The following is a 25,277-nucleotide window of genomic DNA, read 5'->3' on the forward strand; positions in this document are numbered from 1 at the left end:
CGGTCATGCCGTGGCGCGGCCCCGAGTTCGAAGGTGAGCGCCCGACCCTCGGTTGGTACGTCATCGACTGGATGATCCAGAATTTGGCGCAGCCTGGCCGGGACGACGGCGCGCCGTTCCTTCCCACCCAGGAGCAGGCGGACTTCCTGCTCGGGTACTACGAGCTGGATCCCGTCACCGGGAAGCGGATCATTCACCGCGGACTACTGTCCCGCCCGCGAGGCTGGGGCAAGAGCCCGTTCGTGGGCGGGATCGCACTCGCCGAGGCGTGCGCCGACGTCGTTCCGGACGGCTGGGACGCTTACGGCGAGCCGGTCGGCCGTCCGTGGCACTCGGTCCGTACGCCGCTGGTGCGGATCGCGGCGGTCACCGAGCAGCAGACGGACAACACGTGGATCCCGCTGCTGGAGATGGCGCGGGGCCGGTCGCTGTCGACGGACTACGGCCTTGATGTGCTGGACACGGTCGTATACCTGCCCCGCGGGGAGATCAGCCCGATCACCTCGTCGGCGACGTCGGCGAAGGGTGACCCGGCGTGCTTTGCGTCGCTGGATCAGACGGAGGAGTGGAAGGACTCCAACGGCGGGGTCCGGTTGGCGAAGGTGCTGCGGCTGAATGCTGCAAAGTTGGGCGGCAGCATCATCGAGACGCCGAACGCGTACACGCCCGGCGAGGGGTCGGTCGCGGAGCGGTCCGCGACCGACTATCAGGCGATCCTGGACGGCCGGTCGCGGGCGCGCGGGATCCTGGTCGACCACCGTGAGGCGCCGCCCGAGACGGACATGAGCGACGAGGAGTCCCTCATCGCCGGGCTCCGGTACGCGTACGGGGACAGCTCGGATCATCCGGACGGGTGTGTGCTGCACGATCCGCCGTGTGCGCCGGGCTGGTCGCCGATTGACCGGCTCACGAGCGAGTTCTGGGACACATCGAACGAGCCGCAGGATCTGCGGGGCGATCTGCTGAATCAGGTCACGCACGCGTCGGATGCGTGGCTGTCGCAGCCCGAGGTGCGGGCGTCGTCCGACCTCGGCAGGACCGTGCAGCCCGGCGAGCGGATCACGCTGGGGTTCGACGGGTCGCGGAAGCGGGCCCGCGGGGTGACCGACGCGACCGCGCTGATCGGATGCCGTCTCTCCGACGGGCATGTGTTCACGATCGGGGTGTGGGAGGCACCGAAGCGTCCGGTGATCGGGCCGGACGGCAAGCCGGTCGAGTGGCGGGTCCCGGTCCTGGAGATCCTGGCCGCCGTTCACGAGGCGTTCGAGACGTGGGACGTGGTCGGGTTCTACGCCGACCCCGCCAAGTGGGAGTCGCACGTCGCGGACTGGGAGGCGGCGTACGGTCCGCGGCTGAAGGTGCAGGCGACTCGGAACCATCCGATCGAGTGGTGGATGACCGGCGGCCGGTCGACGTTGATCGTCCGGGCGCTGGAGAAGTTCCACACCGCCTTGACCGAGGGGGAGCTCACCCATGACGGGTCGTCGGCGTTGGTGCGGCATCTGCTCAACGCTCGTCGGCGCAAGACCCGTTCCGGGATCCAGATCATGAAGGCCAACCCGGACAGCCCCGACAAGATCGACGCCGCTGTCGCTGCGGTGCTGGCGTGGCAGTGCCGTCTCGACGCGATCGCGAAGGGCATCGCTGTCGAGGAAGAGCCCATGGGTGGCTTCACGTTCTGACCCGGTTCCAGAGAAGAGGGGGGCACTGTCGTGCTCGATGAGACTCCGGAGCTGGACAACCCGGACTTCTGGCTGCTGCGGCTCGGGAGGAAGCTGCGGAAGCGGCGGGGGGTGATGGATGAGTGGTGGCGGTACTACTGTGGCCGGCCGCCGCTTCCGCAGTTGCCGAAGAACGCCACGGACGCGTTCATCGAGTTCCAGCGCCGGTCCCGGACGAACGTGTGCCAGCTGATCGCGAACGCCTCCGTGCACCGGCTGCTTGCCCTGGGTGTGATCGGGCCGGACGGGGAGCCGGATGACCGGGCGTCGCGCTGGTGGCAGCAGAACCGGATCGACAGCAGGCAGAAGTTGGTGTGGAGGCTGGCGATGGCCCGCTCGGTTGGGTACATGCTGGTCGGCGAGCACCCGATCCGTACGGAGGACAATGGCCGGCCCTCGCCGCTGATCACGCCGGAGCATCCGTCGGAGTGCATCGTCGAGCGCGACCCGGAGACCGGTGAACCCTTCGTCGGGCTGAAGGCGTTCCACAACGACATCGACGGCTACGGCTACGCGCACGTCCTCTTCGACGATGAGGCGTTCTCGTACCGGACGAAGGGGCGGTGCGGTCCCGGCCGCCTGCCGTGGGGCCCGGACACGTGGGAACCCCTCGACGACGGCCGGGCTCATGACTTGGGCGGCATGCCGCTGGTCGAGTTCGCGCGGATGCCGGACCTGGGCGAGGATCCGGCCCCGGAGTTCGCCGGGGTGATGGACATCCAGGACCGGCTGAACATGGGCGTCCTCAACCGCATGGCGGCATCCCGCTACTCCGGGTTCCGGCAGGGCTGGGTTACCGGGCACACCTTCGAGAAGTCGGTCGACCCGGCCACCGGCAAGACCACGGCCGTGAACCCGTTCATCCCTTCGCCTCTGGGTATCTGGGCGAGCGAGGGGAAGGACACCTCGTTCGGGCAGCTCGATGCCACTGACCTCAGCGGGTTCTTGAAGGAACACGCGAGCGATGTGCGGGACATGCTGATCCTGTCGCAGACCCCCGCGTACTACTACGCGGGCGACCTGGTGAACATCGGCGCTGACACGGTCGGGGCGCTGGACATCCTGCATGTGGCGAAGATGCTGGAGCACATTGCCACCTTCGGCGAGGGCCTGGAGTCGGTGATGTCGCTGGCCGCGGCGCAGGCCGGCGTGCCGGAGGACTACACCGAGGCCGAGGTGCGGTGGGCCAATCCGGCGCACTCGACCCTCGCGGTCAAGGCGGACGCGGCGACGAAGCTGAAGTCCATCGGCTATCCGCTCGATGTGATCGCGGAGCAGATGGGCGAGACCCCGGCGACCGTCCGGCGGATTACGGCGGGTGCCGCGTCTCAGGCGCTGCTGGCCGCGTCGCTGATTCCCGCCCCGGCCGCGGCACCGTCCGCGGGCAACGTCCCCGACGGCGGTGGTGCGGATGCCCAGTGAGGCGCTGCAGGCGGCGCTCGCCGAGCGGTACGACGCCCTGACCGGGTCGCTGCGGGACCGGCTGATCTCGTTCGTGCTCGCCGCGTTCGAGAGCCTCACCAGCTACCGGGATGTGGACGCGCTGGAGTTCATCGACCGGGTGGTGCCGGTCGTCGTGGCGACGCAGGCGCAGATGGGCGCGGTGACCGATGCGTATCTGACGGCGACGATCGCGGACATGCTCGGCACCAGCGTGGCCCCGGCCGGCGTGCGGCTCGCCGAGAACTTGCGGGGCACGCCTCCGGAGGAGGTGTACCGGCGGCCGTTCGTGCAGACGTGGACCGCGCTCGCGGCCGGGCACGATTTCGTGGACGCCGTGAGGCAGGGCCGTACGCGGCTGCTGTCGATCACGGAGACGGATCTGCAGATGGCTCGGACCCATGCGGCACAGCAGTCGATGGAGCGCGGCGGCGCGCGGTTCTACCGGCGACGGCTGAAGCGCTCGGGGAACAGCTGCGCGCTGTGCACGATCGCGTCGACGCAGCGGTACCGGGTCGCCGACTTGATGCCGATCCATCCGGGCTGTCACTGCAAGCCCGAGCCGATCCCTGGGATCCGGGATCCGGGGCAGGTCATCGATGAAGATCTGCTCAAGGAAGCCCACGATGCGATCGCCCGCGACATCGGCGCGTCGGATCGTGGCGGTCGGACGCCGGACTACCGGCAGATCATCATCACCCGGCAGCACGGCGAGATCGGCCCCCTGCTGGCCGTACGCCGCGACAACTTCACCGGCCCGGACGACATCCCGGCCGCGTGACCGTACGGCGCCGACACGGCGCATCCCCACGAACATCCTTCGCCCCGACACGGGAGACATCACCATGCATAAGCGCACCCTGCCCGCCCTGCCCGGCATCGAGTCGGCCTGGGCACACCCCTACCCCGGGGGCCTGTTCTCGCCGTTCTTCTACAAGGACGGCGGCGACGGGTCCGACAAGGAAGGAGAAGGGGACGACGGCGACGGGGATGACGGCGACCAGGACGACGACGGCGACGGGTCCGACAAGGACGGCGACGATGGCAAGGACTGGAAGGCCGAGGCCGAGAAGCACAAGGCGCTGGCCCGGAAGCACGAACAGCGGTCGAAGCAGAACGCCGCCGACGCGAAGGAGCTCGCGAGGATCAAGCGCGAGGGCATGAGCGACCTCGACAAGAAGGTCGACGAAGCGGTCGCCGCCGCCCGCGCCGAAGAGCGCGTCAAGTCTGGTGTCCGCGTCGCCCGCAGCGCGTTCCTCGCCGCGGCCACGGGCCGGATCGAGAACGCGAAGGACGTCGCCGACGACGTGAACCTGAAGAAGTACGTCGATGAGGACGGTGAAGTCGACGACGACGCGATCGCCGAACTCGTCGACCGCCTGGTCCCCAAGAAGAAGTCCGGCACGGACGACGAGGACGACGGCGAGGAGCGCGACACGCGCCGCCGGCGTCGCCAGGGCGGCGGATACCAGGGCACCCGACGGCGCGGCGGCAAGCAGGGCGGCGGGGTCGCCGAAGGTGCCGAGATGTACAAGACCCTGCTCGGCGGCGGCAACCAGACCTGATCTCTGGAGGGATCACACGATGGAACTCAGCATCAAGACGGAGACGTTCGGCAGTGACGATCAGTCGTGGCTCGGCTCCGAGCACGGCACCCAGGCAACCGAGACGATCACGCTCGACACCTCGACGTTCACCCCGTCGACGCACTACCCGGACGGCTACTTCAAGTCCGGTATTCCGCTCGGGCAGATCACGATCGGCGGGAAGTTCGGGCCCTACGACAACGCTGCGGCGGACGGGCGGGAGAAGCTGGTCGGCTTCCTCTTCGCGGCGGTCAAGGCCCCTGCGGTCAACACCCTCGACCCGTCCGGTGCTCTGTTCACCCACGGCAAGGTCCGTGAATCCCGCCTGCCCGTCGCGGTCGATGCCAATGGCAAGGCCGACGTCGCCGGCTCTATCCGGTTCGTCTGAAAGGAAGTGAAGAGATGAGCTGGACCCTGGACACAGAGTTCATCGAGCCGACGCAGCTCACCGGACTGATCCGGGCAGCACTGCGGGATCTGCAGGTGAACAAGTTCACCCTGTCCCGCTGGCTGCCGAACGTCGAGGTCGACGACATCGCGTTCGAGTTCGTGAAGGGCGGTGGCGGTCTCTCCGAGGCTGCCTCCTACCGGTCATGGGACACCGAGTCGAAGATCGGCCGCCGTGAGGGCCTCGGCAAGGTGATGGGCGAACTGCCGCCCATGAGCGAGAAGCTCCCGCTCAACGAGTACGACCGGCTGCGCCTGCGGAAGCTGACCCGCAATGACGCACTGCCGTTCATCGCCCGCGACGCGCAGCGCCTGGCCGGGAACCTGGCCGCACGGTTCGAGGTCGGCCGCGGCAGTGCACTGGTCAACGCGACCGTGCCGATCACCGAGCTGAAGCAGACCATCGACTTCGGCCGCGCGGCCGGGCATTCAGTCGTCGCCGCCGTGCTTTGGTCGGTGCACGCGACCGCGGCTCCGATCGACGACATCGAATCGTGGGTGGACACCTACGAGGACACCACGGGTGAGAAGCCCGCGGTCATCCTCATGCCGAAGGCGGCGCTCATTCACATGCGCCAGTGCAAGCAGGTGATCGACCAGGTGTTTCCGCTGGCCGCTTCAGGCAGCGCACCGATGGTCAACAACGAACAGGTGAGCAACGTGCTCGAAGGCATGGGTCTGCCGCCGGTCGAGGTGTACGACGCGCGGGTCCGGATCGACGGCGTGTCCACCCGGATCACCCCGGCGAACGCGATCGCGCTGCTCCCGGCGCCTGGATCGACGACCGCGTCGCAGCCGACCGCCCTGGGGGCGACGCTGCTCGGCACGACGGCCGAGTCCCTTGAAGAGGACTACGACCTGCAGCCCGGCGAGCAGCCTGGCATCGTCGCCGGCACGTGGAAGACGAAGGACCCCGTCAGGCTGTGGACGCACGCCGCAGCGGTCGGGATCCCGGTACTGCGGGAGCCGAACCTCACGTTCAAGGCGCAGGTGCTGGCATGAGCCGACGACTGATCGCATACGTGCACGTCGACGGGGTCGCGTACGGGCCTGACGACGAGATCCCGCCCGCAGTGGCGAAGCGGATCGGGGCCCACGCATGGGCAGACGACTCCGAGGCCGGCCAGGAGGACGAGGTCCTCGCCGAGCCTCCCCGGTCCGGGCGCGGCTCGGGTGTCGAGGCGTGGCGGGAGTACGCAGCCCAGCACGTCGACGCGGACCTGGATGTCTCCTCCTGGTCGAAGGAGCAGGTCATCGGCGCGCTCGAAGACGCCGGGGTGATCGAGCCCGAGCAGCCGAGGGAGTAGGCCGTGGCGGATCCGTTCGCGACGATCGTCGAGTACGAGGAGCGGGCCGGGCCGCTCGCCGAGCCCCGAAGGTCGCAGGCGATCGCGTATCTGACGGACGCGTCGGCGCTGATGCGCGGGAAGATCCCCGTCGGGTGGACTCCGGATACGGACACGACCCGTGCGATCTGCATCGCCGTGGTCCGCCGGGTCATGGCCAACCCCGGCGGATACAGACAGAGAACGATCGGCCAGTACTCCGAGACCCTCGGCGAGGACGGCGGCCTCTACCTGACTGAGGCCGAGGTCGACCAGCTGCAGCCCCCCGAGGCGGATCCGGACGCTGATGCCGCATACACCCTGTCCCTGGTGGATCAGGGCCTGCCCGGCTGGCGGAACGACCCGGCGGACTGGGGGCGGTGGTGATTGACGATGCGCTGCTGCCGCACCTGGTCGACGTCGAACACCCCGGCCAGAAGCAGGACCGGTACGGGAACGAGGTCGACGACTGGTCGCCGGGCGCGACGACACACGCCGAGGTCGCCGCGTGGATGCAGCAGACCATAGGCCGTGAGGACATCGACCAGCGGGACGCGCAGATCGGCGAGTGGCTCATGGTCTGCAACCCGCACACCACTGCCGGGGTGCCGCTGACCGTGCACGGGTCGGCCCGGGTGCACTGGCAGGGGCTGCACTTCGAGGTGATCGGGCCGCCGGGCCCTGCGTACACCCCGGGCGAGCTGCACCACTACGAGATCCGGCTCAAGGCCGTGGAGGGCTGACCTATGGCGCGGACTCGGATTGTGCCCAACCGCCGCAACATCGTCCGGTTTCTGAAGACGCCCGCCACCCGGCGGCTGATCGAGGCGAAGACGCGCGAGATCGAGACTGCCGCGAAGGCTGCGGCGGAGTCGGACGCGGGCCAGTTCCGCACCGACATCTCCGAAGAGCCGCGGCGTGTGCGTGGCGCGGTGATCGGTGACTACGGCACGTCCGATCCGGCTGAGTCCCGGCGGGCGCTGCTCCGCGGCCTCGATGCGGAGCGGGGGTCATGAGCGCGCCGCCTGTGCGGATGCCGGATGCGGTCGAGGTCACCTGCGACTACCTGCGCGAGCGGCTCACGGCTCGGGGGATCGTCGTCCCGGTCGGCTCACGAGTTCCTTCGCCCCGGCCGGTGCGGTTCGTGCGGATTGAGCGGATCGGTGGCGTGCAGCACTCCGTGGTGACGGACCGGCCGCGCCTCGATGTGGAGTGCTGGGGCGCGGATGAGTCGGACGCGCAGGACCTGATGGCGGTGTGCCGGGCGTTGCTTGGCGCGGCCCGCGGTACGCACGGCGGGACGACGCTGTATCGCCCGGCGACCGGGGGCCCGCAGTGGCTGCCCGACAAGGAGTCGGGCCAGGCGCGGTTCGCCTTCACCTTCGACGTGACGATGAGAGGAACAGCCCTATGACGAGGGTGACTTTCGCCTATCCACGGACCGTGGACGGCACCGAGTACCAGCCTGACGAGACCGCCGACCTCGACGACATCGAGGCGAAGCAGTTGATCAAGGACGGGTTCGCCCGGCCCGCCGACAAGACGGCCCGCGCCACGTCCAAGACCGTCGCCGCTGGCGGCAGGACCGAGAAGGGAGACAGCTGATGGCTGGTGACACCGACAACCCGAGGCTCTGGGAAGGCGCCGATTTGTATGCGGCCCCGGTGGGGTCAACCGCGCCGACGGATACCACGACGGCATGGGCCGCAGCGTGGAAGGCCGCTGGCCTCCTCAGCGAGGACGGGGCGTCTGAGTCCCGTGATCAGGACTCCACCGACCACTACGCGTGGGGCGGGGTCCTGGTGCGGACCACCAGGGGCAAGCACAAGCGGCAGATCAAGGTCACGTGCCTTGAGGACAATCTGGTCGTCTTCGGGCTGGTGAACCCTGGATCAACGGCGGTCACTACCACCGGCACTACGACTCGTACGGTGAAGGTCCCGACGTCGGACCCACGCGCGTTCGGGCTGGAGCTGCGGGACGGCGACATCGTCAAGCGCAGGGTGATCCCGAAGGGGGAGGTCGACGAGGTCGGTGAGGTGACGCTGTCGGACTCGGAGCTGACGGCGTACGAGCTGACGATCACCGTCTATCCGGCGGCGGACAAGACGCTGTACATCGACATCACGGACGACCCGCAGGCGGTCGTCACTCCGTAGTCCGGGGCACTCTTCAGCGCTCCCCTCAGCGGCGGGCGGTCCGATCTGCGCGGGTCCGGACCGTCCGCCTCCTCAGCCCAGTCGGCCCGCGCGCAGACAGGAGACCCGCGCCATGGCAACTGCCAAGAAGACCACCCCGGCCCGGCGGCCGGACAACGCACCGTTCGACTTCAACCTCGACGCCGTGCCGTGCGAGGTCGAACTGACCCCGTTTGTTTTCCAGCACGCCAAGCGCCGGTGGACGATGCAGCACCTCCAGGCGCTCAACATCATGCCGCTGATGAAAGCCGCACAGGGCGGCGACGCGGCGGCGATGATTGGCGCCTTCCGGGTCGCACTCGGCGACAAGCAGTGGGCGGACTTCGAGGAAGCCGGGCTGCCGCAGTGGAAGCTGGAGCCGCTGTTCGGGGCGTACACGAAGCACTGCGGCGTGGACCCGGGGGAATCGCCGGCCTCGTCCGACTCCTGAGCGAGCACGGCGAGGCTATCGAGGCTGACCTGCGTGAACACTACGGCGTCCGGCTGGGCGATCTGTTCGCCCGGGACGGGAGCGGCCGCCCCCTGCTGACGTGGCGCGAACTCGGGGTCCTGGTGAGGCAGCTCCCGGGCGGGGCACGGACCCGGCTGGCGCTCGGCGACGAGGACAGCATGTGGGGGCTCGGGGAGCATCTGCAGGCGCACACGATCGACGCCCTGAACATGGCGAACTGGCAGCGGGCGAACGAGGGACTCAAGTCGCACGAGCAGTCCCGGCCGCCCGAGCCGGTCGAGCGGCCTGGGGTGAAGCGCAAACGCCGTATCACTGCGGCGGAGCTGCTCGCGCACCGCGAGCGGACCAGGACCCACGCACCAGCGGCATGAGTAGAGCGCCGCCCAACCCACACCGGAAGGGCGGCGATCCGCTGTGACCACTGCTGTCGAAGTCGGCGTCGGCTACGTCTCCGTCGTACCGTCCGCGCGGGGGTTCGCGGCGGCGCTGCAGCAGGAGATCGGCCGGCCGACGGTTCAGGTCGGTGCCGACGTGGGCGAGCAGTCCGGGCAGGCGATGAGCCGGACCATGCTCGCCAACCTGAAGACCGGGCTGCTGGCGGGCGCTGCGGTAGTGGCCGCAGGCGCGGGCGTGCTGTTCGCGGAGGCGTTCACGCAGGCCGTGGAGCAGGACAAGTCCAACGCCCGCCTGGCCGCGTCGCTCGGACTGAGCCCGAAGCAGGCCGATCAGGTCGGCAAGACGGCTGGTGGGATCTATGCCAAGGGCTACGGCCAGTCGATCGACGAGGTCAACACGGCGCTGCGGCAGCTCGCGCAGAACGGCGTCGTGTCGATCAACGCGCCGAAGAAGGAAGTGGAAGGACTCACCAAGAGCGCGCTCAACTTGGCGGAGACGTTCGAGACGGATGTCGGCGCTTCGGCCCGTGCGGCCGGACAGCTCGTCAAAACCGGGCTCGCGAAGGACAGCACCGAAGCGTTCGATCTGATCACGCGCGGTTTCCAGACCGGCGCGGACAAGAGCGAGGACTTCCTCGACACCCTGAACGAGTACGGCACTCAGTTCCGCGATCTCGGTCTGACCGGGTCGCAGGCTATCGGCCTGATCAGCCAGGGTCTCGCGGCGGGTGCCCGTGATGGTGACATCGTCGCCGACACGCTGAAGGAGTTCGCGATCCGGGCGAAGGACGGCTCGGAGGATTCGGCGGAGGGGTTCAAGCGGATCGGCCTGAATGCCTCTGCGATGGCGCAGGCGTTCTCGAAGGGCGGGCCCGCCGCGGCGACCGCTCTGGACACGGTCCTGGACCGGCTGCGCGGCATCGAGGACCCCGCCAAGCGCAGCCAGACCGCGGTGATGCTGTTCGGCACCCAGGCCGAGGACCTCCAGCAGTCGCTGTTCGCACTGGATCCGTCGGCCGCGACATCCACGCTGGGGAAGGTGGGCGGCGCGGCGGACAAGATGGGCAAGACCCTCCACAGCTCGGCGACGAACTCGATCGAGGTGTTCAAGCGGCAGTTCATGCAGGGCCTGGTCAACTTCATCACCGCGCATGTCCTCCCGGCCGTCGCCAAGTTCGGTGACTTCCTCAACCGGTACATCCTTCCTCCCGCCCGGACCGTCGGCGGCTTCCTCGGCGGGATCCTCGTCCGCGCCGTCACTGCGGTCGCCACCGCTTTCATGGCCGGGGTGCGGTGGCTCAAGGAATACGGGGCGTGGCTGCTGCCGCTCGGCGTGGCGATCGCGGGGGTGACAATCACGGTCAACGCGAGCGCCATTGCGACCGCTGCGATGACCGCGGTGTTCTCGATCTACCGCGGTGTCATCATCGCTGCGGCTGCAGTGACGCGCGGATATGCCATCGCGCAGGGCATCGTCAACGCCGTGATGGCCGCGAGCCCCATCGGGCTGATCATCACGGGTATCGCCGCGCTGGTCACGCTCTTGGTCGTCGCCTACAACAAGTCCGACACCTTCCGCGGCATTGTTCAGGCGACGTGGGCCGGAATCAAGACCGGGTGGGACCTGCTGTGGACGAACGCGCTGAAGCCCGGATTCGACGGCCTGATGATCGGGCTACGGGCTATCGGCACGGCAGCGTCGTGGCTGTGGACGACCGTCCTGTCGCCCGTGTTCTCGTTCATCTGGACAGCGGCAAAGATCCTGGTCGCGATCGTAGTGGTCGCCGTGGTCACGCCGATCGTGCTCGCTTTCCGGCTGCTCGCGGCGGTCGCCGGATGGCTGTGGACGGTAGCGATCAAACCGGCTTTCGACGGGATCGCAGCAGCCGCGCTGTGGTTGTGGACCAATGGGATCAAGCCCGCGTTCGACCTGTTCAAGCTGGGTATTCAGACGGTCGGCGACGCGGGCAAGTGGCTGTGGACGAATGTCATTTCACCGGTGTTCGGCTGGATCGCGGAGAAGGCGAAATGGCTGTGGAACAACGGCATCAAGCCCAGCTTTGACCTGCTGAAGTTGGGCATTCGGACCGTTGGTGACACCGGAAAGTGGCTGTGGAACGAGGTCATCAGCCCAGTATTCGGGTGGATTTCAGAGAAAGCGTCCTGGCTGTGGGACAAGGGCATCAAGCCTGCGTTCGACAAGATCAAGTCGGGCGTGGCCCTGGTCGGTGACGCTTTCGGGCTCGCGAAGGACGCGATCGGCAAGGCGTGGAACAAGGTCAAGGACATCGCCAAAGGCCCAGTCAATTTCATCATCGAGTGGGTCTACACGAAGGGCATCAAAAAGGTCTGGGATGGCGTGGCCGGATTCGTCGGACTCGACCCTCTGCCTGCCGCGCCGAAACTCCTCGCCGCTGGTGGCACAGTTGGTAACGGGTGGGGTCCGGCCGCGCCGATGAAGGTGAACCGGCCGACGGCGATCGTCGGCGAGGGCAACCCGCGGCATCCCGAGTTCGTGATCCCGACCGACCCGAGGTATCGGTCGAGGGCGCTCGCATTGCACGCGGCGGCTGGGACGCAGCTGATGGCCAAGGGCGGAATTCTCGGCGACGCGGCCGACTGGCTCGGCGACACGGCGAAGAAAATCGGTGGAGCCGTGATGAGCGGCGTCGATTTCCTTTCAGACCCGTCGAAGATGTGGGAGAAGGCCACCGCCTTTATCCGGGACAAGGTGAAGGAGATCGGTGCGTCGAAGTTCGCGCAGATGATCGGCAAGGTGCCGGGGAAGATGCTGGCCGGTCTCAAGGACAAGGTCCTCTCGGCTGCCAGCGGCTTCTTCGGCGGTGACAGCGGCGGCGGTGGGGGCGGCTCTTGGGGGCGGCCCGTGAACGCCCGGCTTGGGACCCGGTACGGAGTCCGCGGGCGAATGTGGAGCAGCGGATATCACACCGGCACGGACTTCCCCGCGGCCATCGGCACGGCGGTCCGCGCTGCTGCTGCGGGTGTGGTGCAGTCGGCCCGCTCGGGCGGCCCGTACGGCAATCACCTGCTGCTCCAGCACGGCGGCGGCCTGTCCTCGCTGTACGCACACCTGTCCTCGATGGGTGTCCGTACCGGGCAGACGGTCACCAGGGGGATGCGGATCGGCGCGGTCGGGAACACCGGCAACACCACCGGGCCGCATCTGCACTTCGAGGCCCGGCGTGGCGGCCGGTCGATCAACCCCGAGCGGCTGCTCGGCTACGCGGACGGTGGCCGTGTCCGGGCCGGGCAGCGGGCGATCGTCGGCGAAAACGGCTGGGAGATCGTCCAGTTCGGGCGGGCGGCGACCGTGTACTCGCATGAGGACTCGGTCCGGATGGCGGCCGGAGCGGCGGCAGCACGGGCGGCTGCGGGTTCGGCTGCGGCGGCGGGCGTGGCCGGGGTGGCTCCGCCGCAGCAGGCTGTGCCGGTGGTGCGGCTGTATTTCGAGGGCCAGGAGCTGCGCAGGCTGGTGCGGGTCGAGTCCGAGGGCGTGGTCGAGGACACGCTCGGGCAGCTGGTCGACGTCTACAACGCAGGCAGGGGGTAGGGCTGGTGCCGATTCCGGGGAACATGCTGTCGGCGGTCACCGAGCGGGCCGACCCGAGTGTGAGCGGCTGGTGGCCACTGCTGAACTGCTTCATCGCCAAGGGCTCGGGCGGCAGGAACGGTGACGGGACGCTGCGTCTGACCAGCGTGGCGGCGGGTGAGATGCGGGCCCGTACCGTGGGCGCCGTCCCGGTGACCGAGTATGCGGAGTATCAGGCGTTCGCCGACGCGTCCGGGGCGACCGTGCCGGAGCGGATCGGTATCCGCTGGCTCGCGGCGGGCGGCGCGGAGATCAGCATTTCGTGGTCGATGACCACCTCGTCCGCGTCGGCGTCGTGGCACCGGATCGCGGTGACGGATTGGGCGCCGGCCGGTGCGGTCACGGCGCAGGTCGTCGTCTCCGCCATGACGCCGGCCGGGGCCGGTGTGGTCCACCATTTCGAGAACGTGTACCTGGGAGCCCCTCAGCGGACCACGGGGAACTTGCTGTCGGCGTCGACGGAGACGAACGAGAGGGGCGGGTTCTGGGCGTGGGGCGTCCCGGTGAACGCGTCCGTCGCCCGGCAGATGCCGCCGGTGTCGTGGGCGGTGGACGCGTATACGGCCGGGGCGCACGTCGGGGCCCTGACGGTTACCGCGAACGGTGACGCCTCCTGCCGCTCCACGGACTTCCCGGTCGTGACACCGGGAGTCGAGTATCTGGCGTACCTGTATCTGAACCCGCCTGGTGTCGGGGCTGCGTGCTGGGTGGAGCTGCGGTTCTACGACGCCGGGTATTCCCAGGTCCAGGTCACGCGGGCGGCCCTGACGGGTCCTGGGACGGGCTGGTACCGGCAGCGCGTCTCCGCTTTCGCGCCGCCGTCGGCGGCGTTCGCGACGATCGCGCTCGGGGTGGACGGGGCGACAGCTGGGCAGGTGCTGCGGTGGGACGGGGCGGTCATCGTGGCCGCGCCCTCGATCCGCACCGGGAGCGTCGTGCCGTACGCCGACGCCAGCTACGAGCAGGGCGTCGCCGGGTGGACTGTGGTCTCGGGTGTGGCGACGCTCGCCCGGTCGGCGTGGGGGTCGGGCGCGGAGGGCTCGTACTCCCTCATCGTCTCCTCCGCGACGGCGACGGCGAGCGTGATCAGGTCTGCGCGGTTCCCGCTCGCTCCCGGCAGCGGCCCCGGGTTCCGGGCGCAGGTGCTGACCAACGTGACGTCCGGCGGGTGGACGCGCTCCGGCGGGCTGCGCTGGTACGACGCGGGCGGCACCGATCTCGGGCTGACCGCCTCGACGCCGAGCGGCGTTCCCACTCCGGACTGGTGGTCTCTCACCAGCGACCACAGTGCGCCGGCCGGTGCCGCGTCCGTGGAAGTGGAGTGGACGCTCACCGCCACCGCGCCGTCGTCCAGCCTGCGGGTCGACGCGGTGGCGGTCTGGCCCGCGCTCCCGCTCGCCCAGGTGGACGCCGTCCCCTCGTCGGCGTACATCACGCTGACGCTGCGGGAGCTGGATGCAGGCGAACTGCTCACTGTGTGGCGGGTCACGCAGGACGGCCGCCGGACCCTGGTCCGCGGGCCCGGTGGCCTGATCTCGGGTGTCCCCATCACCACGGACCTGCAGGTGGTCGAGGACTACGAGGCCCCCCTCGGGGTGCCCGTGCACTACCTGATCGAGTCGCGGACCCCGGGATCCCCCCTGGTGGAGACCCGGCGCACGGCCACCGTGACCCTGGAACCGGGCGACCCCGAGTACTGCTGGCTGAAAGACCCCGGACGGCCGCACCGGAACATGCAGATCATGGTGGGGCGGGCACCGGACTGGACCGAGCCGATCACGCAGGCCGACCACCGCGTCCGCGGCCGGACGAACGCCGTCACGTTGTCCGATGTCCGCGGCGGCCCCGAGGGTGACCTGGTCCTCTACACCCAGACCGACGACGAACGCGACCGGCTGCGGCTTCTGCTGTCCTCGGGGGCGGTTTTGCTGTGGCAGACCGTGCCGGGCCGCGGCGAACCCGATACCTACGTGAGCGTCGGCCAGGTGGCGCGGCCGCGGGCGGGCGGGGACGCCGAGGATCCGTGGCGGGTGTGGACGCTGCCGTTGCGGCAGGCGGACATGCCCGTCGCCGTCGGTGTCGCCGGGTCCGCCGGGAGGACGTGGCAGGACATCCTCACCGAGAACGCGACCTGGGGCGACGTCCTCGCACGGTTCGCGACGTGGGAGGACGTGTTCCTCAACCGCCCGATCGGAGGCTGAATGTATCCGGTTTCTGCCCGGTTCCTCGCCGCGCTCGCCGAATCCCATGTCGTCGTGACGGAGGCTGTGCTGCTGCGGACCGACGGCACCGCCGTGCCCTTGGAGCACACCGGCGGCGGCGTCACGGTGGACCGGGGGTCATCCTGCCGTCGGACCTGCTCGGTCACGATCGCGGACCCGGCCCTGATCCCCAGGGCTGCGACCGACCAGCTGGCCACGTACGGGGGCCGGCTGCGCCTGGCCCGAGGGATCCAGTTCTCGGACGGTAGCCAGGAACTGGTCCCGCTGGGGGTTTTCCGCCTCGACAGCGTCGGTGGGGATGTCGACGAAGGGCCCGTCACCCTGGCCGGCAAGTCGGAGGAGTGCGTGATCGCCGACGATAAATTCACGGCGCGCTACCGGGTGGCGGGGACAGCGGTCGGTGCGATCACCGCCCTGATCAGGCGCTCCCTGCCGGACGCTGCGGTCGACAGCAGCCGCGCCACCGACGCACCTATCGGGCCGCGGACGTATGACATCGGGGCCGATCCGTGGGCCGCGGTCGTCGAGATCGGGGCGGCGATCGGAGCCGAGGTCTACCCGGACGCCGACGGGACATGGATTATCGCCCCGCTGCCGGACATTCAGACCACCGACCCGGTATGGACTATCGCCGCCGGCGAGGGCGGCGTCTACATCAAAGCCGCCCGCGGCATGAGCATCGACGGCGTCCACAACGGCGTCCTGGCTCGGGGCGAGAACGCCGAGACGAACACGGCGGCGGTGTCAGCCCTGGTCGTCGACAACGATCCGGGCTCCCCGACGTACTGGTTCGGTCCGCTCGGCCGACGGCCCCTCTTCTACTCCTCACCAACGCTGATCACTTCGGGGCAGTGCACCGCGGCGGCCACCCTGAAGCTGCGCGCGTCGCGGGCCCCGAATGCCTCCGCGGACATCGCGAGCCTTCCCAATCCGGCCCTCGAATCAGGGGATGTTCTCCGCATCGTCTATCCGGATGGCAGCAGGGAGTTGCACCAGGCCGCGTCGTTCCCCGTCCCGCTGGGCCCCGACGGAGACTTCACCATTAAAACGATCAGCGCACGGGAGGCCGCATGATTCCGGCCCGCCTTGCTGCTGACCTCGCCGACGCCGCTGTGCGCGCCTCGACCCGGGCAGGCGCCGCTGACCCAGCGGTACGGGGTGCTGACTGGCAGTTCGCGACCGTGGACACCGTGGCCGCGGACGGCACGATCACCACTACGGACGGAATCCCTGTCCGCAGGATGGATACCTACCAGCATCCGCAGCCCGGCGACGAGATCCGGATCACGCAGAATGCGGTCGGGAACTGGGTCACCGACGGGCGCGTGGTCCCGACCAGCGGGGACGGATGGACTGCGCTGCCCCTGCTCGGCGCATGGGTGCCCAACGGCGGCGGCTCCGACCCGGCACCCGCCTGCCGGTACACGCCGGACGGACTCCTGCAGCTCTCCGGAATGATCAAAGGCACCGCCGTGGCAGCAGGGGCGAACGCGAACATCGCGACTGTCCCGGCCCCGCCACAGAAATGGATCCGCGGCCTCGCGCCCACGAGCGTCGCGCAGAACTGGGCAACGGTCGCGATCAACCCCGTATCCGGAACGATCTCGATCACCAACGGACCGGGCCCGTTGCTCGCTACCTCGTGGATCCAACTGGACCCCATCCACGGCCGCGCACGATAGGAGCTACCTGTGGCCACCACTGATGACTACGGGCAGGGCGTCACCATCGCCACCCTGGGCGATCCGCCCGACGCCGAAACCCTGGCAAGGAACCTCGCCAACAAGATCGTCGAACGCAGCGTGATGCGGTTCGCTTCCGCGTCGGCGCGTACCGCTGCGATCACCGCTCCCGTCGAGGGCATGATCACCGACCTTGCGGACGCCAACCGGCTCTACCGGTACAACGGCACCGCCTGGGAGCCGGTCGCCGCACTGGTCCAGCACGGCAAGGCCCTCGTGTCCTTCACCAACCTGGCCAGCTACACCATGACGGTGACCTTCCCCAAGCCGTTCCCGAGCACTCCGTCGGTCACCGTCGGCATCGCCTCGGCCGCGGGCCCCACCGCCAGATGGGACGCACGCGCCGACACCGAGACCGCAACCAATTTCCGCCTGTTCGTGTTCTCCGGCGACAACCCCCCCATGGACGCGACCTGGGCCAACGTCCCGGTGACCTGGACCGCCGTAGCAACCTGACGCCCGGCTCCGGCTCTTCGCCGAAGGAGGACACATGACCGCCGAACCCCCCAACCGGCCCGTGACACCGCGGGTGGACACTGCCGCCGCGGACATGCTGACGCTGGTGGACATGGGCGTCGTCGACCCGCTGCCCGAGCCACCGCCAGAGGCACCCGTGGTTCCCGACCCGGATCCGCCCGCAACCCCCTGAACCCGCAGCCCCGGACCGGACTCGGCCCGGGGCATTCGTATGCCCTGGAGGCACCCCTGCCTCCGTCAACGACCCGTTCCTGATCAGGACGGGCAGGAATCCCCGGCGCTCTCTCTGACGCCGGGGATTCCGCATTTCAGAGAGAGGCACAGCATGCGCGGCAAGAAGGAACCACCGCTGACCCGGCTCCTCGACAAGACCGTCTTCAACACCGAGACCGGCTGCTGGGAATGGACCGGCAGCCGGGGCACGAACGGCTACGGCAGCTTCCCCGTCCCGGGACTCACCGCCCAGGCCCACCGGGCGGCCTACCTCCTCCTGGCCGGACCGATACCTCCTGGCCTGCACCTCGATCACCTGTGCCGGAACCGGCGCTGCGTCAACCCGGACCACCTGGAACCGGTCACCCAGGCGGAGAACAACCGGAGGGCCGGAGCCGCCCGCACCCGCTGCGCACAGGGCCACGCGTACACCGAAGCCAACACGTATCGCCGCCGCACCGGCCGCCGGAACTGCCGGCAGTGCAACCGCGACCGGGCGAATGCGTGGTACCAGTCACGGAAGCAGGCGGTCTCATGAGGCTCGTCACCAGGAAACAGCTCGGCTGGCCCGCATCAGCCGCCCCGGCCCAGGCGACTGCGAAGGGAGTGAAGGTCCACTACCTCGGTACCGCGGTCTCGACGCGGCTCGCCGACGATCACGACCTGTGCGTCACGGAGTGGAAGAACATCCGCAAGTCCCACCTCGCGAACAAGACCGAGAACTACTCGGACGTGGCCTACAACTACGCGGCCTGCGTCCACGGCCACCTCCTGGAGGGCCGCGGGATCCGGCGCCGCACGGGCGCCAACGGCAACCAGACCCTCAACCGCGAGCACTTCGCCATCGTGGCGCTCATCGGGTCGAAGGGCCTCACGAAGCCCACCGACGAGCTACTGCATGCGCTGCGCGACGGGATCGAGCTGCTGCGCGCGAACGGGGCCGGCCTGGAGGTGAAGGGCCACCGCGACGGATACCGCACCGCCTGCCCAGGGGACGCCCTGTACGACTGGGTTCGGCGGGGTGCACCCCGGCCGGGGTCGAAGCCGCCGGCCACCAAGCCTCCGGGGACGCCGAAGCCGACCGTCGACCTGTCGAAGCTCGTGGCCGCCGCGAAGGCGGATCCGCCTCGCCGGGGAACGCCCGTCAGTTACTACGGCGTGAAGACCGTCGAATCCGCGCTCGTCGCTGAGGGGCTGCTCGGTCGCGAGCTCGCGGACGGTCACTTCGGCACCGCGACCGTCGCGGCGTATGCGGCGTGGCAGCGCCGCCTCGGCTACACCGGCGCGGCTGCGGACGGGATTCCCGGCGCCAAGTCCCTGACGGCGCTGGGCAAGAAGCACGGCTTCACCGTCACACCCTGACCACCTCCAGGTGTGGGATTCCCGGTTCTTTTATAACCCCCGATTTCACACCATCTGACCTGTACTGATGAAGGGATTCCTCATGGCTGCTCCTGTGGAAGCGAAGGTCAAGGCGGCTTCCGCCGCTAGCTTTGCGGCCGGTATCGCGGTCGCTGTCCTCAACGCGATCACGGCAGACTCGAGTCTGCTCGGTCCGCTGCCGGGGTGGGTGCAGGCTCCGCTGCTGGCGTTGGTGCCGACGGGGCTGACGTGGCTGGCCGGGTATCAGGCTCGGCACACCCCGCGTACGGGAGGGTGGTGAGCGCGTGGATCTGCTGCTGTGGCTCGGGGGCGGCGCGGCCGCGCTCCTCGCGATCGCCCCGGTGGCCCGCTGGGTGTACCGGATCCTTCAGCGGGTGGATCAGATCGCGGACGACTGGAACGGAGAGCCCGCCCGGCCCGGAGTCCCCGCGCGCCCGGGGGTGATGGAGCGACTGGGCTCGATCGAGGACCGGGTGGCGGCCGTCGAGCACGAGCTCCAGCCCAACGCGGGTGGTTCGCTGCGGGACGCAGTGGACCGGGTGGACGTCACCTTGACTGGCGGCCCGCCGCCCACTTCCTGACCGGGGTGCGGGTAGCTCAACGGCCAGAGCGGCCGGGGTCATGCCCGACATGGACGCCGGTACGAGTCCGGCCCTGCACCCCACGCCCCCTGCCTCTCCTTCGGGAGGCGGGGGGCGGTTTCGTCATGTCCGGACTCTGGCCGTATCGGCCCGGCGGGTGGAGGCTGGGCACCCCATGCAGGTCCGCCCGGACCTCCCCACCGGGCGGACCCGGGGTGGCCGCGGGCCTCCGTACGCTGACCGGTATGACCCCCATACACATCGCCACCCGGCAGGGCATCGCCTCCAACAACGCGGACGCGGCTGCGCGGTTCACTGCCGCAGACGGCACCACCGCGGTCGCCGTCGTCGACATGATCGGCCACGCGCCCGAGGCACCCGCCGTCGGTCGGCTCCTCGCCGAGACCGCCGTACGGATCGGGGCGCAGCGCGGGCCGCTCGCCGGGCTCCTGGCCGCCGCGATGCTGATCGCGGACCCGGGGGCCGGGGACGAGCCGGAACCGGACGGCGTCGCGGTGCTGGCGGTGGCCCGGCCGGGCAGGCCGGTGGAGCTGGGGTGGGTGGGCGACTGCCGGGCGTACGGCTGGGATGGCCGGCGGCTGGCGGCGCGGACGGACCCGCACACTATGGGCGCCTACTTGCGTCAGTACGGGATGCCGCCGGTGGGTGGTGGGGTGCTTGCCGCAGCTCACGATGCCTGGGTGCGGACGACCCTGGCCGCGGCTACGGCCACGTCGGTGGCGCTGGCCGAAGTACCCGCGGGAGAGCTGCTGGTGCTGGTGAGCGATGGGGTGTGGGGGCAGGTCCGGCACGAGGAGATGGAGCGCCTGGCCCGCGAGCACGGGAGTACCCCGGAGCAGCTGGCCGCCACGCTCGTCGCCGCTGCCGTGCCGGGGGCCGACGGGGAACGCGACGACGCCACCGCTGTGATCTGCCGCCCGCCGGTCGGGTGACCCGGCACCCGGTCAGTCGGCGGCGGGCGGTTGCTTGGTGACGTAGATGCCCATCCCGGTGACGGTCTCCACCAGCTGCTCGTCCTTCAGCACCTGAACAGCTTTGCGCAGGGTGTCGCGCGCGACGCCGAACTCCTGCTCCATCTCCACGAGCGAGGGGATGCGCCGGCCGACGGGGATCGTTCCGTCGGCGATCCGGGCCCGGAGGATGTCGGCGATCTGCCGGTACGGCGGTACGGGTCCCTCTCGGTCGATGCTCATGATCGGAAGCTAGGCGGGTGAACCTGGCCTGCCATAGCTAGCCACGGGGGTAGTCAGGGGTAGTACGGTCTATATGAGTGGCATGAATCACCCCCGCGGCCGGTGGCACGGCCCGGGGGGATGGACGACTGGGTGGAGTCGACGATGCATCGTACTGACGACCGGACCGAGCAGGCGAGCCCCGTGCTGCCTGTGCCGCGTATGCGCTGGTGCCACTGGCACGGAGCCCTGGCGCGGACCACGGTGGAGATCGTGACGATCGAGCGGATGTCCGGCCCGCCGGTGACGCTGTACGCGTGCGGGCCGTGCGTCCACGCGCTGCGCCTGACCGTGGCATGACACCCACCTCAACGCTGGCGCGTCTGGGCTGTCGGCTCCGCAAAGTGCCGCCCGCAGCCTCGCTGTCCGGGGAGGCGTACGCGGGCCGGGCCTGCTACGCCTGCGGCCGGACGCTCACACGGGGCGCGGTTCCGTGCGGGTGGGCACGCGGACGATCCGGGGCGCACACGCTGGACGTCGAAGTGTGGGCGTGCCCGTGAGCTACTCGTCGGCGACGAGCTGCGCGAGCGGGACGTCGAGGGCGCGGGCGATCAGCAGCAGGTCGGTGTACCGGGGGTCCCTGCTGCCCGCTTCGTAGCGCTGGATGCTGCGGCGTTCCATCCCGGTGCGGTCGGCGAGTTGGTCTTGGGAGAGTCCGGCTGCTCGTCGGTGGGTGGCGATGCGGTGCCCGAGGCGGGTGCGGGCTGCGATGGCCCAGTCGGGGAGGGGGGTTCGGCGGGACACTCGACACACGGTGTGCGTGGGAGCACTATGAGTCAGTACCCAAACGGTCGCTTTCGATCATGACGCCACGCGAGCGGAATCCACTCTTCCGGGTGATGGTGCCGCCGCCCCAGGCGGGGATACCCTGCCTAGTATCGAACGAAAGTTCGAACATGTGTGCCGGACCCGTGGTGGCCCCCACGTCCGGCACGAGACGACCCCCCTCCAGTGCACGGAGGGGGGTCGCTCTCATTGTGCCTGACCTGCACAAACGACATGATCGTTTAGGGGAGATTTAGGAGACGATCTTCCGTAGTGAACGAGTAGCCGTGATGTAGCCGTGGTGTAGCCAAAGCGCATAATGCTGCGAATCTCAGACGCTTTACGGCTCTGAGCTGCGGCAACACTCGAAGGGGCCGGACCTGCGGGTATCGCCCTCTCGCCGCTCTACCGGCGCATCGCGTCTTACAAGGCAGATGTCGGCGGTTCGAAACCGTCCGCGCCCACCGGAAGTAACTAGCAGGTGAGAGCCTGCTTTTGGCCCTTCAGTCGTGATCGACTGGAGGGCCTTCCTTCGCTCGGAGTCCACATAGAGTCCACATCCCCGGATGCCCGCTCGTGCCGGGCTTGCCACGACCACGGAGACCAGCCTTGCGCGCCCACGCGGCCGCCGTGTGCCGATTCACCCCAGCCGCCCGGGCGGCACCCGAGACGCTGCCGTTCTCCCGGTCCAGCGCCTCGAAGAACCTCGCCTTCAGGGCGCACTCTGGGGTATGGGTGGACTGCCCGTGATCGTCTACCCGCCATCGCCGACGGGGCGGCCGGCGAGTGCGTGTCGTCGGGGAGATCCTCGGCCTCGCCTACGACGTAGGCGACGTGGTGGAGCCTGCGCCGCGCTGATCGAATGGCGAGGGGGCGGCCTCGATGCCTGAGTCCCGCCTGGGTGAGGTTTCCGGAAAAGCCTAGATAGATGTTGAATTCTAGGTCGTTTTCAGTCAATAGCGTTTGACTTGTTTGTAGTGTTGTGTACATTGCAACTATCGATTATCTTTGTCTCGAAACCGCGCAAGATAGTGATTCGCCTAGCTTTCTGTGCAGGATTGCGCAGAATTGAAAGGGGCACTGGTAATGCGTAGGACGTTCAAGGGAATTGCAGTTGCTGCGGCTGCGGCTGTCATAGGGTTTTTTGCGGCAGGTCCTGCCGCTGCGGCACCATACTGGCAGCCCCTCACCTTCGGGCTGGAGAACTGTGGCGCCACCACCAGTCATGAAGATTCCTCGAATCTCCTGTTCCAGACATGCATCCTGATCAACAGCTCGGGAACATACGCGCAGTCCGTTCTCGTAGTGAGGAACAACAACAACTCCGCCATCAACTTGGGTGCGGGCTATGCGAACAATAATTTCGGCGGGGATGCGAGCTGCCTCCCCACCTCGCTGGGGGCAGGTCTAGTGACCACTTGCCTAGGGCCGACAAAGCATGTGGGACCCGGTAGGTCGCTTCACGCGTCCGCAACCCTGATGTTCAACGGATCGCCCAGCTATGCCCCGGTGGCTTTTGCATACACGTAGGTCGCGGTCAGATGAATCCCCGCTCCCCTTCGGAGCGGGGATTCCGCCTTGCCGGCTCCAGGTGCGTCCGCACGCCATGCACCGTACGACTGGGTTCGCGCCGGCCCCTCCGTGCATGTCGAGTGGGCCGTGGCAGTCGGGGCAGAGTGCGGCGAGGCGTGCGCGTTCGTCGCCGATGCGGGGCGAGGATCCGGTCGCGGATGTTCGGAGGGTGCGATGGGCGTGCCCTCAGAGGGTGTCGCCGTAGCGGTTGTCCGGATCGGGCTCGCCCGTGTAGGGATCCAGGCCGGCCTTGAAGCGCCGCTGTTCCTCCAGCCAGTGCACGAAACCCGGCGAGTTCCCCAGATCGATGCTGATGGGATGCGGATCGATGTCCTTGAGGAGCAGTCTGCGGAGGAACTCCACCATGCCGAAAGGGAAGACGGTGAAGTCGTCCCGTGTGTGACGGCCGCAGACCAGGACGGGCCAACTGTCGGGGTCCGCGCCGGCGGTCAGCCAGCACAGGATGTCGGCGCCGGAGGTGCTGCCCCAGGCGAGGATGTGGTCGGGCTCGATGTTCGTGCCTTCCCGGTCGCCCAACTTCTCCCAGACGAGCCGGGCGTTCGCGGTCTCGTCCTCCAGGGTTCCGGGATCCCACTGGATGTACTCCTTGGGGAGTGGCATGAGAATGCCCAGCCCGTCTCCGATGGAGCCTGCCCCGTAGACGGACATGAAGGCCATGTAGTCCTGCGGGAATCTGGTGCCCCAGCGTGCCTCGGCGGTGGGCCAGTCGATCTGTTCGTCGACTCCCAGGCTCGGCGGCAGAACATGCGCGAGTGGTGCTAAAACTACCGAATCCACAGCGTCCCTCCTGTAGAGCATTTCGGTGCGAGCCTAGTTGATCGCACTGACGCGGTGGCTTCGTTGGCGAGCCCGTCCTGAACCTGTGCGTGCCGGGGGAGGGGTGATTCCGTGATCGCTGAGCCGAGGAGATCGCGGGGATCGCGGAGGTCGCGTCCTCGCGAGCGCCACAGGCCCGTGCGTCAGTGTGCGGAGACCGTCAATGAGCGTGCCGGGATCGTCAACATCTGCGCGTGGATCGTCAACGGCATTTTGACCGCTACATGACACAGTTGGGCTATTCCGTCCGTGAGCCGTGCACGAGAGGAAGCACATGCGTCGTCTGAAAAATTCACTGGCCGTCTCAGCGGCTACCGTGGCCGCGCTGGCGATGACGGCCTCGGCCGCACTCGCGGCACCGTCCGTTCACGGGACGGGGTTCCTGTTCGGATGGCTCTCCCAGAACTCTCCCGCCGGTGGATACGGGTCGGCCGAGGCGTACACCCTCACCGCCACCACCGGTTACATCGAGGCGTGCGACCTGGGAGTTCCCGACGGTCTCGATGCCGTCGCGATACTGGAGTGGGGGCCGAACCGGTGGGAAGCCCGTGACGCCAGCGGGAACGGCAGCGCGTGCGCCACCCAGAGCATCACGCTGCCCGCCGAGGGGAGCAACGTCGAAGTCACCATCTGGGCATGCCTGAAGAACGGTCCCTCCGGCGTACTTCAGTACTGCGACAGCAACTACATCGTCAGATAGTGGACCGGGACGGCTGAAACGGTCGGTCGGCCGTTCCGACCATGTTGGCCGTTCCGACCATGTCGGTCGTCGGCCGCGATCCGCGGCGATCCGCTTCGAACCGGCGACGCGGAAGATCCGTCGGCCGGGTGCGGCTCCGAGCAGGGCGACCCGGTACGTACTGCCCCGCTCGCCCTGCCGGGGCGGCATGCCCCCATACGCGACCTGTCTCCCCCAGACGGGCACCCGTCCCGACTCATGGGAACGGGTGCCCCGTCGAAGTCGTCGTACAGAGTTCGCTCCCGGTCTCGCCCGGCCGAAACCCCCTGCCCATTTCCGCCGATTCCCTGTCGGGTACGGGGAGGGGCGGGCATTCTGTA

The 25,277-nt window shown here is 68.8% G+C and carries 30 protein-coding genes; 27 read left to right on the forward strand and 3 right to left on the reverse strand.

What is annotated here, in order from left to right; genetic code table 11:
- The first annotated feature begins 5 nt into the window (after positions 1-5).
- The 25 genes from ACWEFL_RS02800 (at position 6) to ACWEFL_RS02920 (ending at position 20,744) form a co-directional block, all read left to right on the forward strand.
- Positions 6-1,682 (forward strand): terminase, encoded by a 1,677-nt coding sequence (locus tag ACWEFL_RS02800; protein ID WP_451706444.1) that lies wholly within the window; start codon positions 6-8, stop codon positions 1,680-1,682.
- Positions 1,683-1,712: 30 nt separating this feature from the next.
- On the forward strand, positions 1,713-3,143 hold the full coding sequence (locus tag ACWEFL_RS02805) for a phage portal protein (RefSeq protein ID WP_451706447.1): 1,431 nt from the start codon (positions 1,713-1,715) through the stop codon (positions 3,141-3,143).
- Complete coding sequence (locus ACWEFL_RS02810; protein ID WP_451706450.1) at positions 3,133-3,942, forward strand: hypothetical protein; 810 nt, start codon at positions 3,133-3,135, stop codon at positions 3,940-3,942. The genes ACWEFL_RS02805 and ACWEFL_RS02810 overlap by 11 nt, the downstream gene beginning before the upstream one ends.
- 64 nt (positions 3,943-4,006) lie before the next feature.
- The gene (locus ACWEFL_RS02815) at positions 4,007-4,726 is read left to right on the forward strand and encodes a hypothetical protein (protein WP_451706453.1); all 720 of its coding nucleotides are present in this window, start codon (positions 4,007-4,009) and stop codon (positions 4,724-4,726) included.
- A 19-nt stretch (positions 4,727-4,745) separates the two neighbouring features.
- Positions 4,746-5,135 (forward strand): head decoration protein, encoded by a 390-nt coding sequence (locus ACWEFL_RS02820; protein ID WP_451706456.1) that lies wholly within the window; start codon positions 4,746-4,748, stop codon positions 5,133-5,135.
- A gap of 14 nt (positions 5,136-5,149) precedes the next feature.
- Positions 5,150-6,196, forward strand: a complete 1,047-nt coding sequence (locus tag ACWEFL_RS02825) for a major capsid protein (protein WP_451706459.1) — start codon at positions 5,150-5,152, stop codon at positions 6,194-6,196.
- Positions 6,193-6,501, forward strand: a complete 309-nt coding sequence (locus ACWEFL_RS02830) for a hypothetical protein (protein ID WP_451706461.1) — start codon at positions 6,193-6,195, stop codon at positions 6,499-6,501. Before ACWEFL_RS02825 ends, ACWEFL_RS02830 begins: the two co-directional genes overlap by 4 nt.
- A 3-nt stretch (positions 6,502-6,504) precedes the next feature.
- Positions 6,505-6,906 (forward strand): hypothetical protein, encoded by a 402-nt coding sequence (locus tag ACWEFL_RS02835; RefSeq protein ID WP_451706463.1) that lies wholly within the window; start codon positions 6,505-6,507, stop codon positions 6,904-6,906.
- Positions 6,900-7,262 carry a hypothetical protein gene (locus ACWEFL_RS02840; protein ID WP_451706466.1) on the forward strand — a complete coding sequence of 121 codons (363 nt, stop codon included), beginning with the start codon at positions 6,900-6,902 and terminating at the stop codon, positions 7,260-7,262. The genes ACWEFL_RS02835 and ACWEFL_RS02840 overlap by 7 nt, the downstream gene beginning before the upstream one ends.
- 3 nt (positions 7,263-7,265) lie before the next feature.
- Complete coding sequence (locus ACWEFL_RS02845; RefSeq protein ID WP_451706469.1) at positions 7,266-7,535, forward strand: hypothetical protein; 270 nt, start codon at positions 7,266-7,268, stop codon at positions 7,533-7,535.
- Positions 7,532-7,933, forward strand: coding sequence for a hypothetical protein (locus ACWEFL_RS02850; RefSeq protein ID WP_451706471.1), 402 nt, complete (start codon positions 7,532-7,534; stop codon positions 7,931-7,933). Before ACWEFL_RS02845 ends, ACWEFL_RS02850 begins: the two co-directional genes overlap by 4 nt.
- Positions 7,930-8,124, forward strand: a complete 195-nt coding sequence (locus ACWEFL_RS02855) for a hypothetical protein (RefSeq protein WP_451706474.1) — start codon at positions 7,930-7,932, stop codon at positions 8,122-8,124. Before ACWEFL_RS02850 ends, ACWEFL_RS02855 begins: the two co-directional genes overlap by 4 nt.
- Entirely contained in the window at positions 8,124-8,678 is a 555-nt protein-coding gene (locus tag ACWEFL_RS02860; RefSeq protein WP_451706477.1) for a phage tail tube protein, read from the forward strand. Before ACWEFL_RS02855 ends, ACWEFL_RS02860 begins: the two co-directional genes overlap by 1 nt.
- Before the next feature lie 112 nt (positions 8,679-8,790).
- Complete coding sequence (locus ACWEFL_RS02865; RefSeq protein WP_451706479.1) at positions 8,791-9,147, forward strand: hypothetical protein; 357 nt, start codon at positions 8,791-8,793, stop codon at positions 9,145-9,147.
- A 122-nt stretch (positions 9,148-9,269) separates the two neighbouring features.
- Positions 9,270-9,539, forward strand: coding sequence for a hypothetical protein (locus tag ACWEFL_RS02870; RefSeq protein ID WP_451706482.1), 270 nt, complete (start codon positions 9,270-9,272; stop codon positions 9,537-9,539).
- Between the two features lie 196 nt (positions 9,540-9,735).
- On the forward strand, positions 9,736-13,134 hold the full coding sequence (locus ACWEFL_RS02875) for a peptidoglycan DD-metalloendopeptidase family protein (RefSeq protein ID WP_451706484.1): 3,399 nt from the start codon (positions 9,736-9,738) through the stop codon (positions 13,132-13,134).
- A 5-nt stretch (positions 13,135-13,139) separates the two neighbouring features.
- On the forward strand, positions 13,140-15,374 hold the full coding sequence (locus ACWEFL_RS02880; protein ID WP_451706487.1) for a hypothetical protein: 2,235 nt from the start codon (positions 13,140-13,142) through the stop codon (positions 15,372-15,374).
- Positions 15,375-16,469 carry a DUF5047 domain-containing protein gene (locus ACWEFL_RS02885; RefSeq protein WP_451706489.1) on the forward strand — a complete coding sequence of 365 codons (1,095 nt, stop codon included), beginning with the start codon at positions 15,375-15,377 and terminating at the stop codon, positions 16,467-16,469.
- A complete protein-coding gene (locus ACWEFL_RS02890) occupies positions 16,466-17,077 on the forward strand; it encodes a hypothetical protein (protein WP_451706491.1) in 612 nt (203 codons plus the stop codon). Before ACWEFL_RS02885 ends, ACWEFL_RS02890 begins: the two co-directional genes overlap by 4 nt.
- A gap of 9 nt (positions 17,078-17,086) precedes the next feature.
- Positions 17,087-17,593, forward strand: a complete 507-nt coding sequence (locus tag ACWEFL_RS02895) for an H-type lectin domain-containing protein (RefSeq protein WP_451706494.1) — start codon at positions 17,087-17,089, stop codon at positions 17,591-17,593.
- Between the two features lie 34 nt (positions 17,594-17,627).
- Positions 17,628-17,786, forward strand: a complete 159-nt coding sequence (locus ACWEFL_RS02900; protein ID WP_451706497.1) for a hypothetical protein — start codon at positions 17,628-17,630, stop codon at positions 17,784-17,786.
- Between the two features lie 153 nt (positions 17,787-17,939).
- Positions 17,940-18,365 (forward strand): HNH endonuclease signature motif containing protein, encoded by a 426-nt coding sequence (locus ACWEFL_RS02905; RefSeq protein WP_451706499.1) that lies wholly within the window; start codon positions 17,940-17,942, stop codon positions 18,363-18,365.
- Complete coding sequence (locus ACWEFL_RS02910; protein ID WP_451706502.1) at positions 18,362-19,189, forward strand: N-acetylmuramoyl-L-alanine amidase; 828 nt, start codon at positions 18,362-18,364, stop codon at positions 19,187-19,189. The genes ACWEFL_RS02905 and ACWEFL_RS02910 overlap by 4 nt, the downstream gene beginning before the upstream one ends.
- 305 nt (positions 19,190-19,494) lie before the next feature.
- Entirely contained in the window at positions 19,495-19,791 is a 297-nt protein-coding gene (locus tag ACWEFL_RS02915) for a hypothetical protein (protein ID WP_451706505.1), read from the forward strand.
- A gap of 245 nt (positions 19,792-20,036) precedes the next feature.
- On the forward strand, positions 20,037-20,744 hold the full coding sequence (locus tag ACWEFL_RS02920) for a hypothetical protein (RefSeq protein ID WP_451706507.1): 708 nt from the start codon (positions 20,037-20,039) through the stop codon (positions 20,742-20,744).
- A gap of 12 nt (positions 20,745-20,756) precedes the next feature.
- On the opposite strand, the gene ACWEFL_RS02925 is transcribed toward ACWEFL_RS02920, so the two are convergent.
- The gene (locus tag ACWEFL_RS02925) at positions 20,757-21,005 is read right to left on the reverse strand and encodes a GntR family transcriptional regulator (RefSeq protein WP_451706509.1); all 249 of its coding nucleotides are present in this window, start codon (positions 21,003-21,005) and stop codon (positions 20,757-20,759) included.
- Between the two features lie 144 nt (positions 21,006-21,149).
- Here ACWEFL_RS02925 and ACWEFL_RS02930 point away from each other — a divergent pair, with 144 nt between their 5' ends.
- On the forward strand, positions 21,150-21,344 hold the full coding sequence (locus ACWEFL_RS02930; protein WP_451706511.1) for a hypothetical protein: 195 nt from the start codon (positions 21,150-21,152) through the stop codon (positions 21,342-21,344).
- A 201-nt stretch (positions 21,345-21,545) separates the two neighbouring features.
- Here ACWEFL_RS02930 and ACWEFL_RS02935 read toward each other — a convergent pair whose 3' ends face one another.
- Positions 21,546-21,788, reverse strand: coding sequence for a helix-turn-helix domain-containing protein (locus ACWEFL_RS02935; protein WP_451706514.1), 243 nt, complete (start codon positions 21,786-21,788; stop codon positions 21,546-21,548).
- Between the two features lie 1,779 nt (positions 21,789-23,567).
- Entirely contained in the window at positions 23,568-24,179 is a 612-nt protein-coding gene (locus ACWEFL_RS02940; RefSeq protein ID WP_451706517.1) for an SMI1/KNR4 family protein, read from the reverse strand.
- A 313-nt stretch (positions 24,180-24,492) separates the two neighbouring features.
- Between ACWEFL_RS02940 and ACWEFL_RS02945 the strand changes: the two genes are divergently transcribed.
- The gene (locus ACWEFL_RS02945) at positions 24,493-24,918 is read left to right on the forward strand and encodes a hypothetical protein (RefSeq protein WP_451706520.1); all 426 of its coding nucleotides are present in this window, start codon (positions 24,493-24,495) and stop codon (positions 24,916-24,918) included.
- The last annotated feature ends 359 nt before the right edge of the window (positions 24,919-25,277 follow it).

The organism is Streptomyces sp. NPDC004838, from assembly GCF_053600955.1.

What these genes read in the sequence shown, in the direction of transcription:
- ACWEFL_RS02800 (WP_451706444.1), top strand. Translation starts at nt 6, where the DNA reads ATGCCGTGGCGCGGCCCCGAGTTCGAAGGTGAGCGCCCGACCCTCGGT.
- ACWEFL_RS02810 (WP_451706450.1), top strand. Translation starts at nt 3,133, where the DNA reads ATGCCCAGTGAGGCGCTGCAGGCGGCGCTCGCCGAGCGGTACGACGCC.
- ACWEFL_RS02815 (WP_451706453.1), top strand. Translation starts at nt 4,007, where the DNA reads ATGCATAAGCGCACCCTGCCCGCCCTGCCCGGCATCGAGTCGGCCTGG.
- ACWEFL_RS02820 (WP_451706456.1), top strand. Translation starts at nt 4,746, where the DNA reads ATGGAACTCAGCATCAAGACGGAGACGTTCGGCAGTGACGATCAGTCG.
- ACWEFL_RS02825 (WP_451706459.1), top strand. Translation starts at nt 5,150, where the DNA reads ATGAGCTGGACCCTGGACACAGAGTTCATCGAGCCGACGCAGCTCACC.
- ACWEFL_RS02830 (WP_451706461.1), top strand. Translation starts at nt 6,193, where the DNA reads ATGAGCCGACGACTGATCGCATACGTGCACGTCGACGGGGTCGCGTAC.
- ACWEFL_RS02845 (WP_451706469.1), top strand. Translation starts at nt 7,266, where the DNA reads ATGGCGCGGACTCGGATTGTGCCCAACCGCCGCAACATCGTCCGGTTT.
- ACWEFL_RS02850 (WP_451706471.1), top strand. Translation starts at nt 7,532, where the DNA reads ATGAGCGCGCCGCCTGTGCGGATGCCGGATGCGGTCGAGGTCACCTGC.
- ACWEFL_RS02855 (WP_451706474.1), top strand. Translation starts at nt 7,930, where the DNA reads ATGACGAGGGTGACTTTCGCCTATCCACGGACCGTGGACGGCACCGAG.
- ACWEFL_RS02860 (WP_451706477.1), top strand. Translation starts at nt 8,124, where the DNA reads ATGGCTGGTGACACCGACAACCCGAGGCTCTGGGAAGGCGCCGATTTG.
- ACWEFL_RS02865 (WP_451706479.1), top strand. Translation starts at nt 8,791, where the DNA reads ATGGCAACTGCCAAGAAGACCACCCCGGCCCGGCGGCCGGACAACGCA.
- ACWEFL_RS02875 (WP_451706484.1), top strand. Translation starts at nt 9,736, where the DNA reads ATGCTCGCCAACCTGAAGACCGGGCTGCTGGCGGGCGCTGCGGTAGTG.
- ACWEFL_RS02885 (WP_451706489.1), top strand. Translation starts at nt 15,375, where the DNA reads ATGTATCCGGTTTCTGCCCGGTTCCTCGCCGCGCTCGCCGAATCCCAT.
- ACWEFL_RS02890 (WP_451706491.1), top strand. Translation starts at nt 16,466, where the DNA reads ATGATTCCGGCCCGCCTTGCTGCTGACCTCGCCGACGCCGCTGTGCGC.
- ACWEFL_RS02900 (WP_451706497.1), top strand. Translation starts at nt 17,628, where the DNA reads ATGACCGCCGAACCCCCCAACCGGCCCGTGACACCGCGGGTGGACACT.
- ACWEFL_RS02905 (WP_451706499.1), top strand. Translation starts at nt 17,940, where the DNA reads ATGCGCGGCAAGAAGGAACCACCGCTGACCCGGCTCCTCGACAAGACC.
- ACWEFL_RS02910 (WP_451706502.1), top strand. Translation starts at nt 18,362, where the DNA reads ATGAGGCTCGTCACCAGGAAACAGCTCGGCTGGCCCGCATCAGCCGCC.
- ACWEFL_RS02920 (WP_451706507.1), top strand. Translation starts at nt 20,037, where the DNA reads ATGACCCCCATACACATCGCCACCCGGCAGGGCATCGCCTCCAACAAC.
- ACWEFL_RS02925 (WP_451706509.1), bottom strand. Translation starts at nt 21,005, where the DNA reads ATGAGCATCGACCGAGAGGGACCCGTACCGCCGTACCGGCAGATCGCC.
- ACWEFL_RS02930 (WP_451706511.1), top strand. Translation starts at nt 21,150, where the DNA reads ATGCATCGTACTGACGACCGGACCGAGCAGGCGAGCCCCGTGCTGCCT.
- ACWEFL_RS02945 (WP_451706520.1), top strand. Translation starts at nt 24,493, where the DNA reads ATGCGTCGTCTGAAAAATTCACTGGCCGTCTCAGCGGCTACCGTGGCC.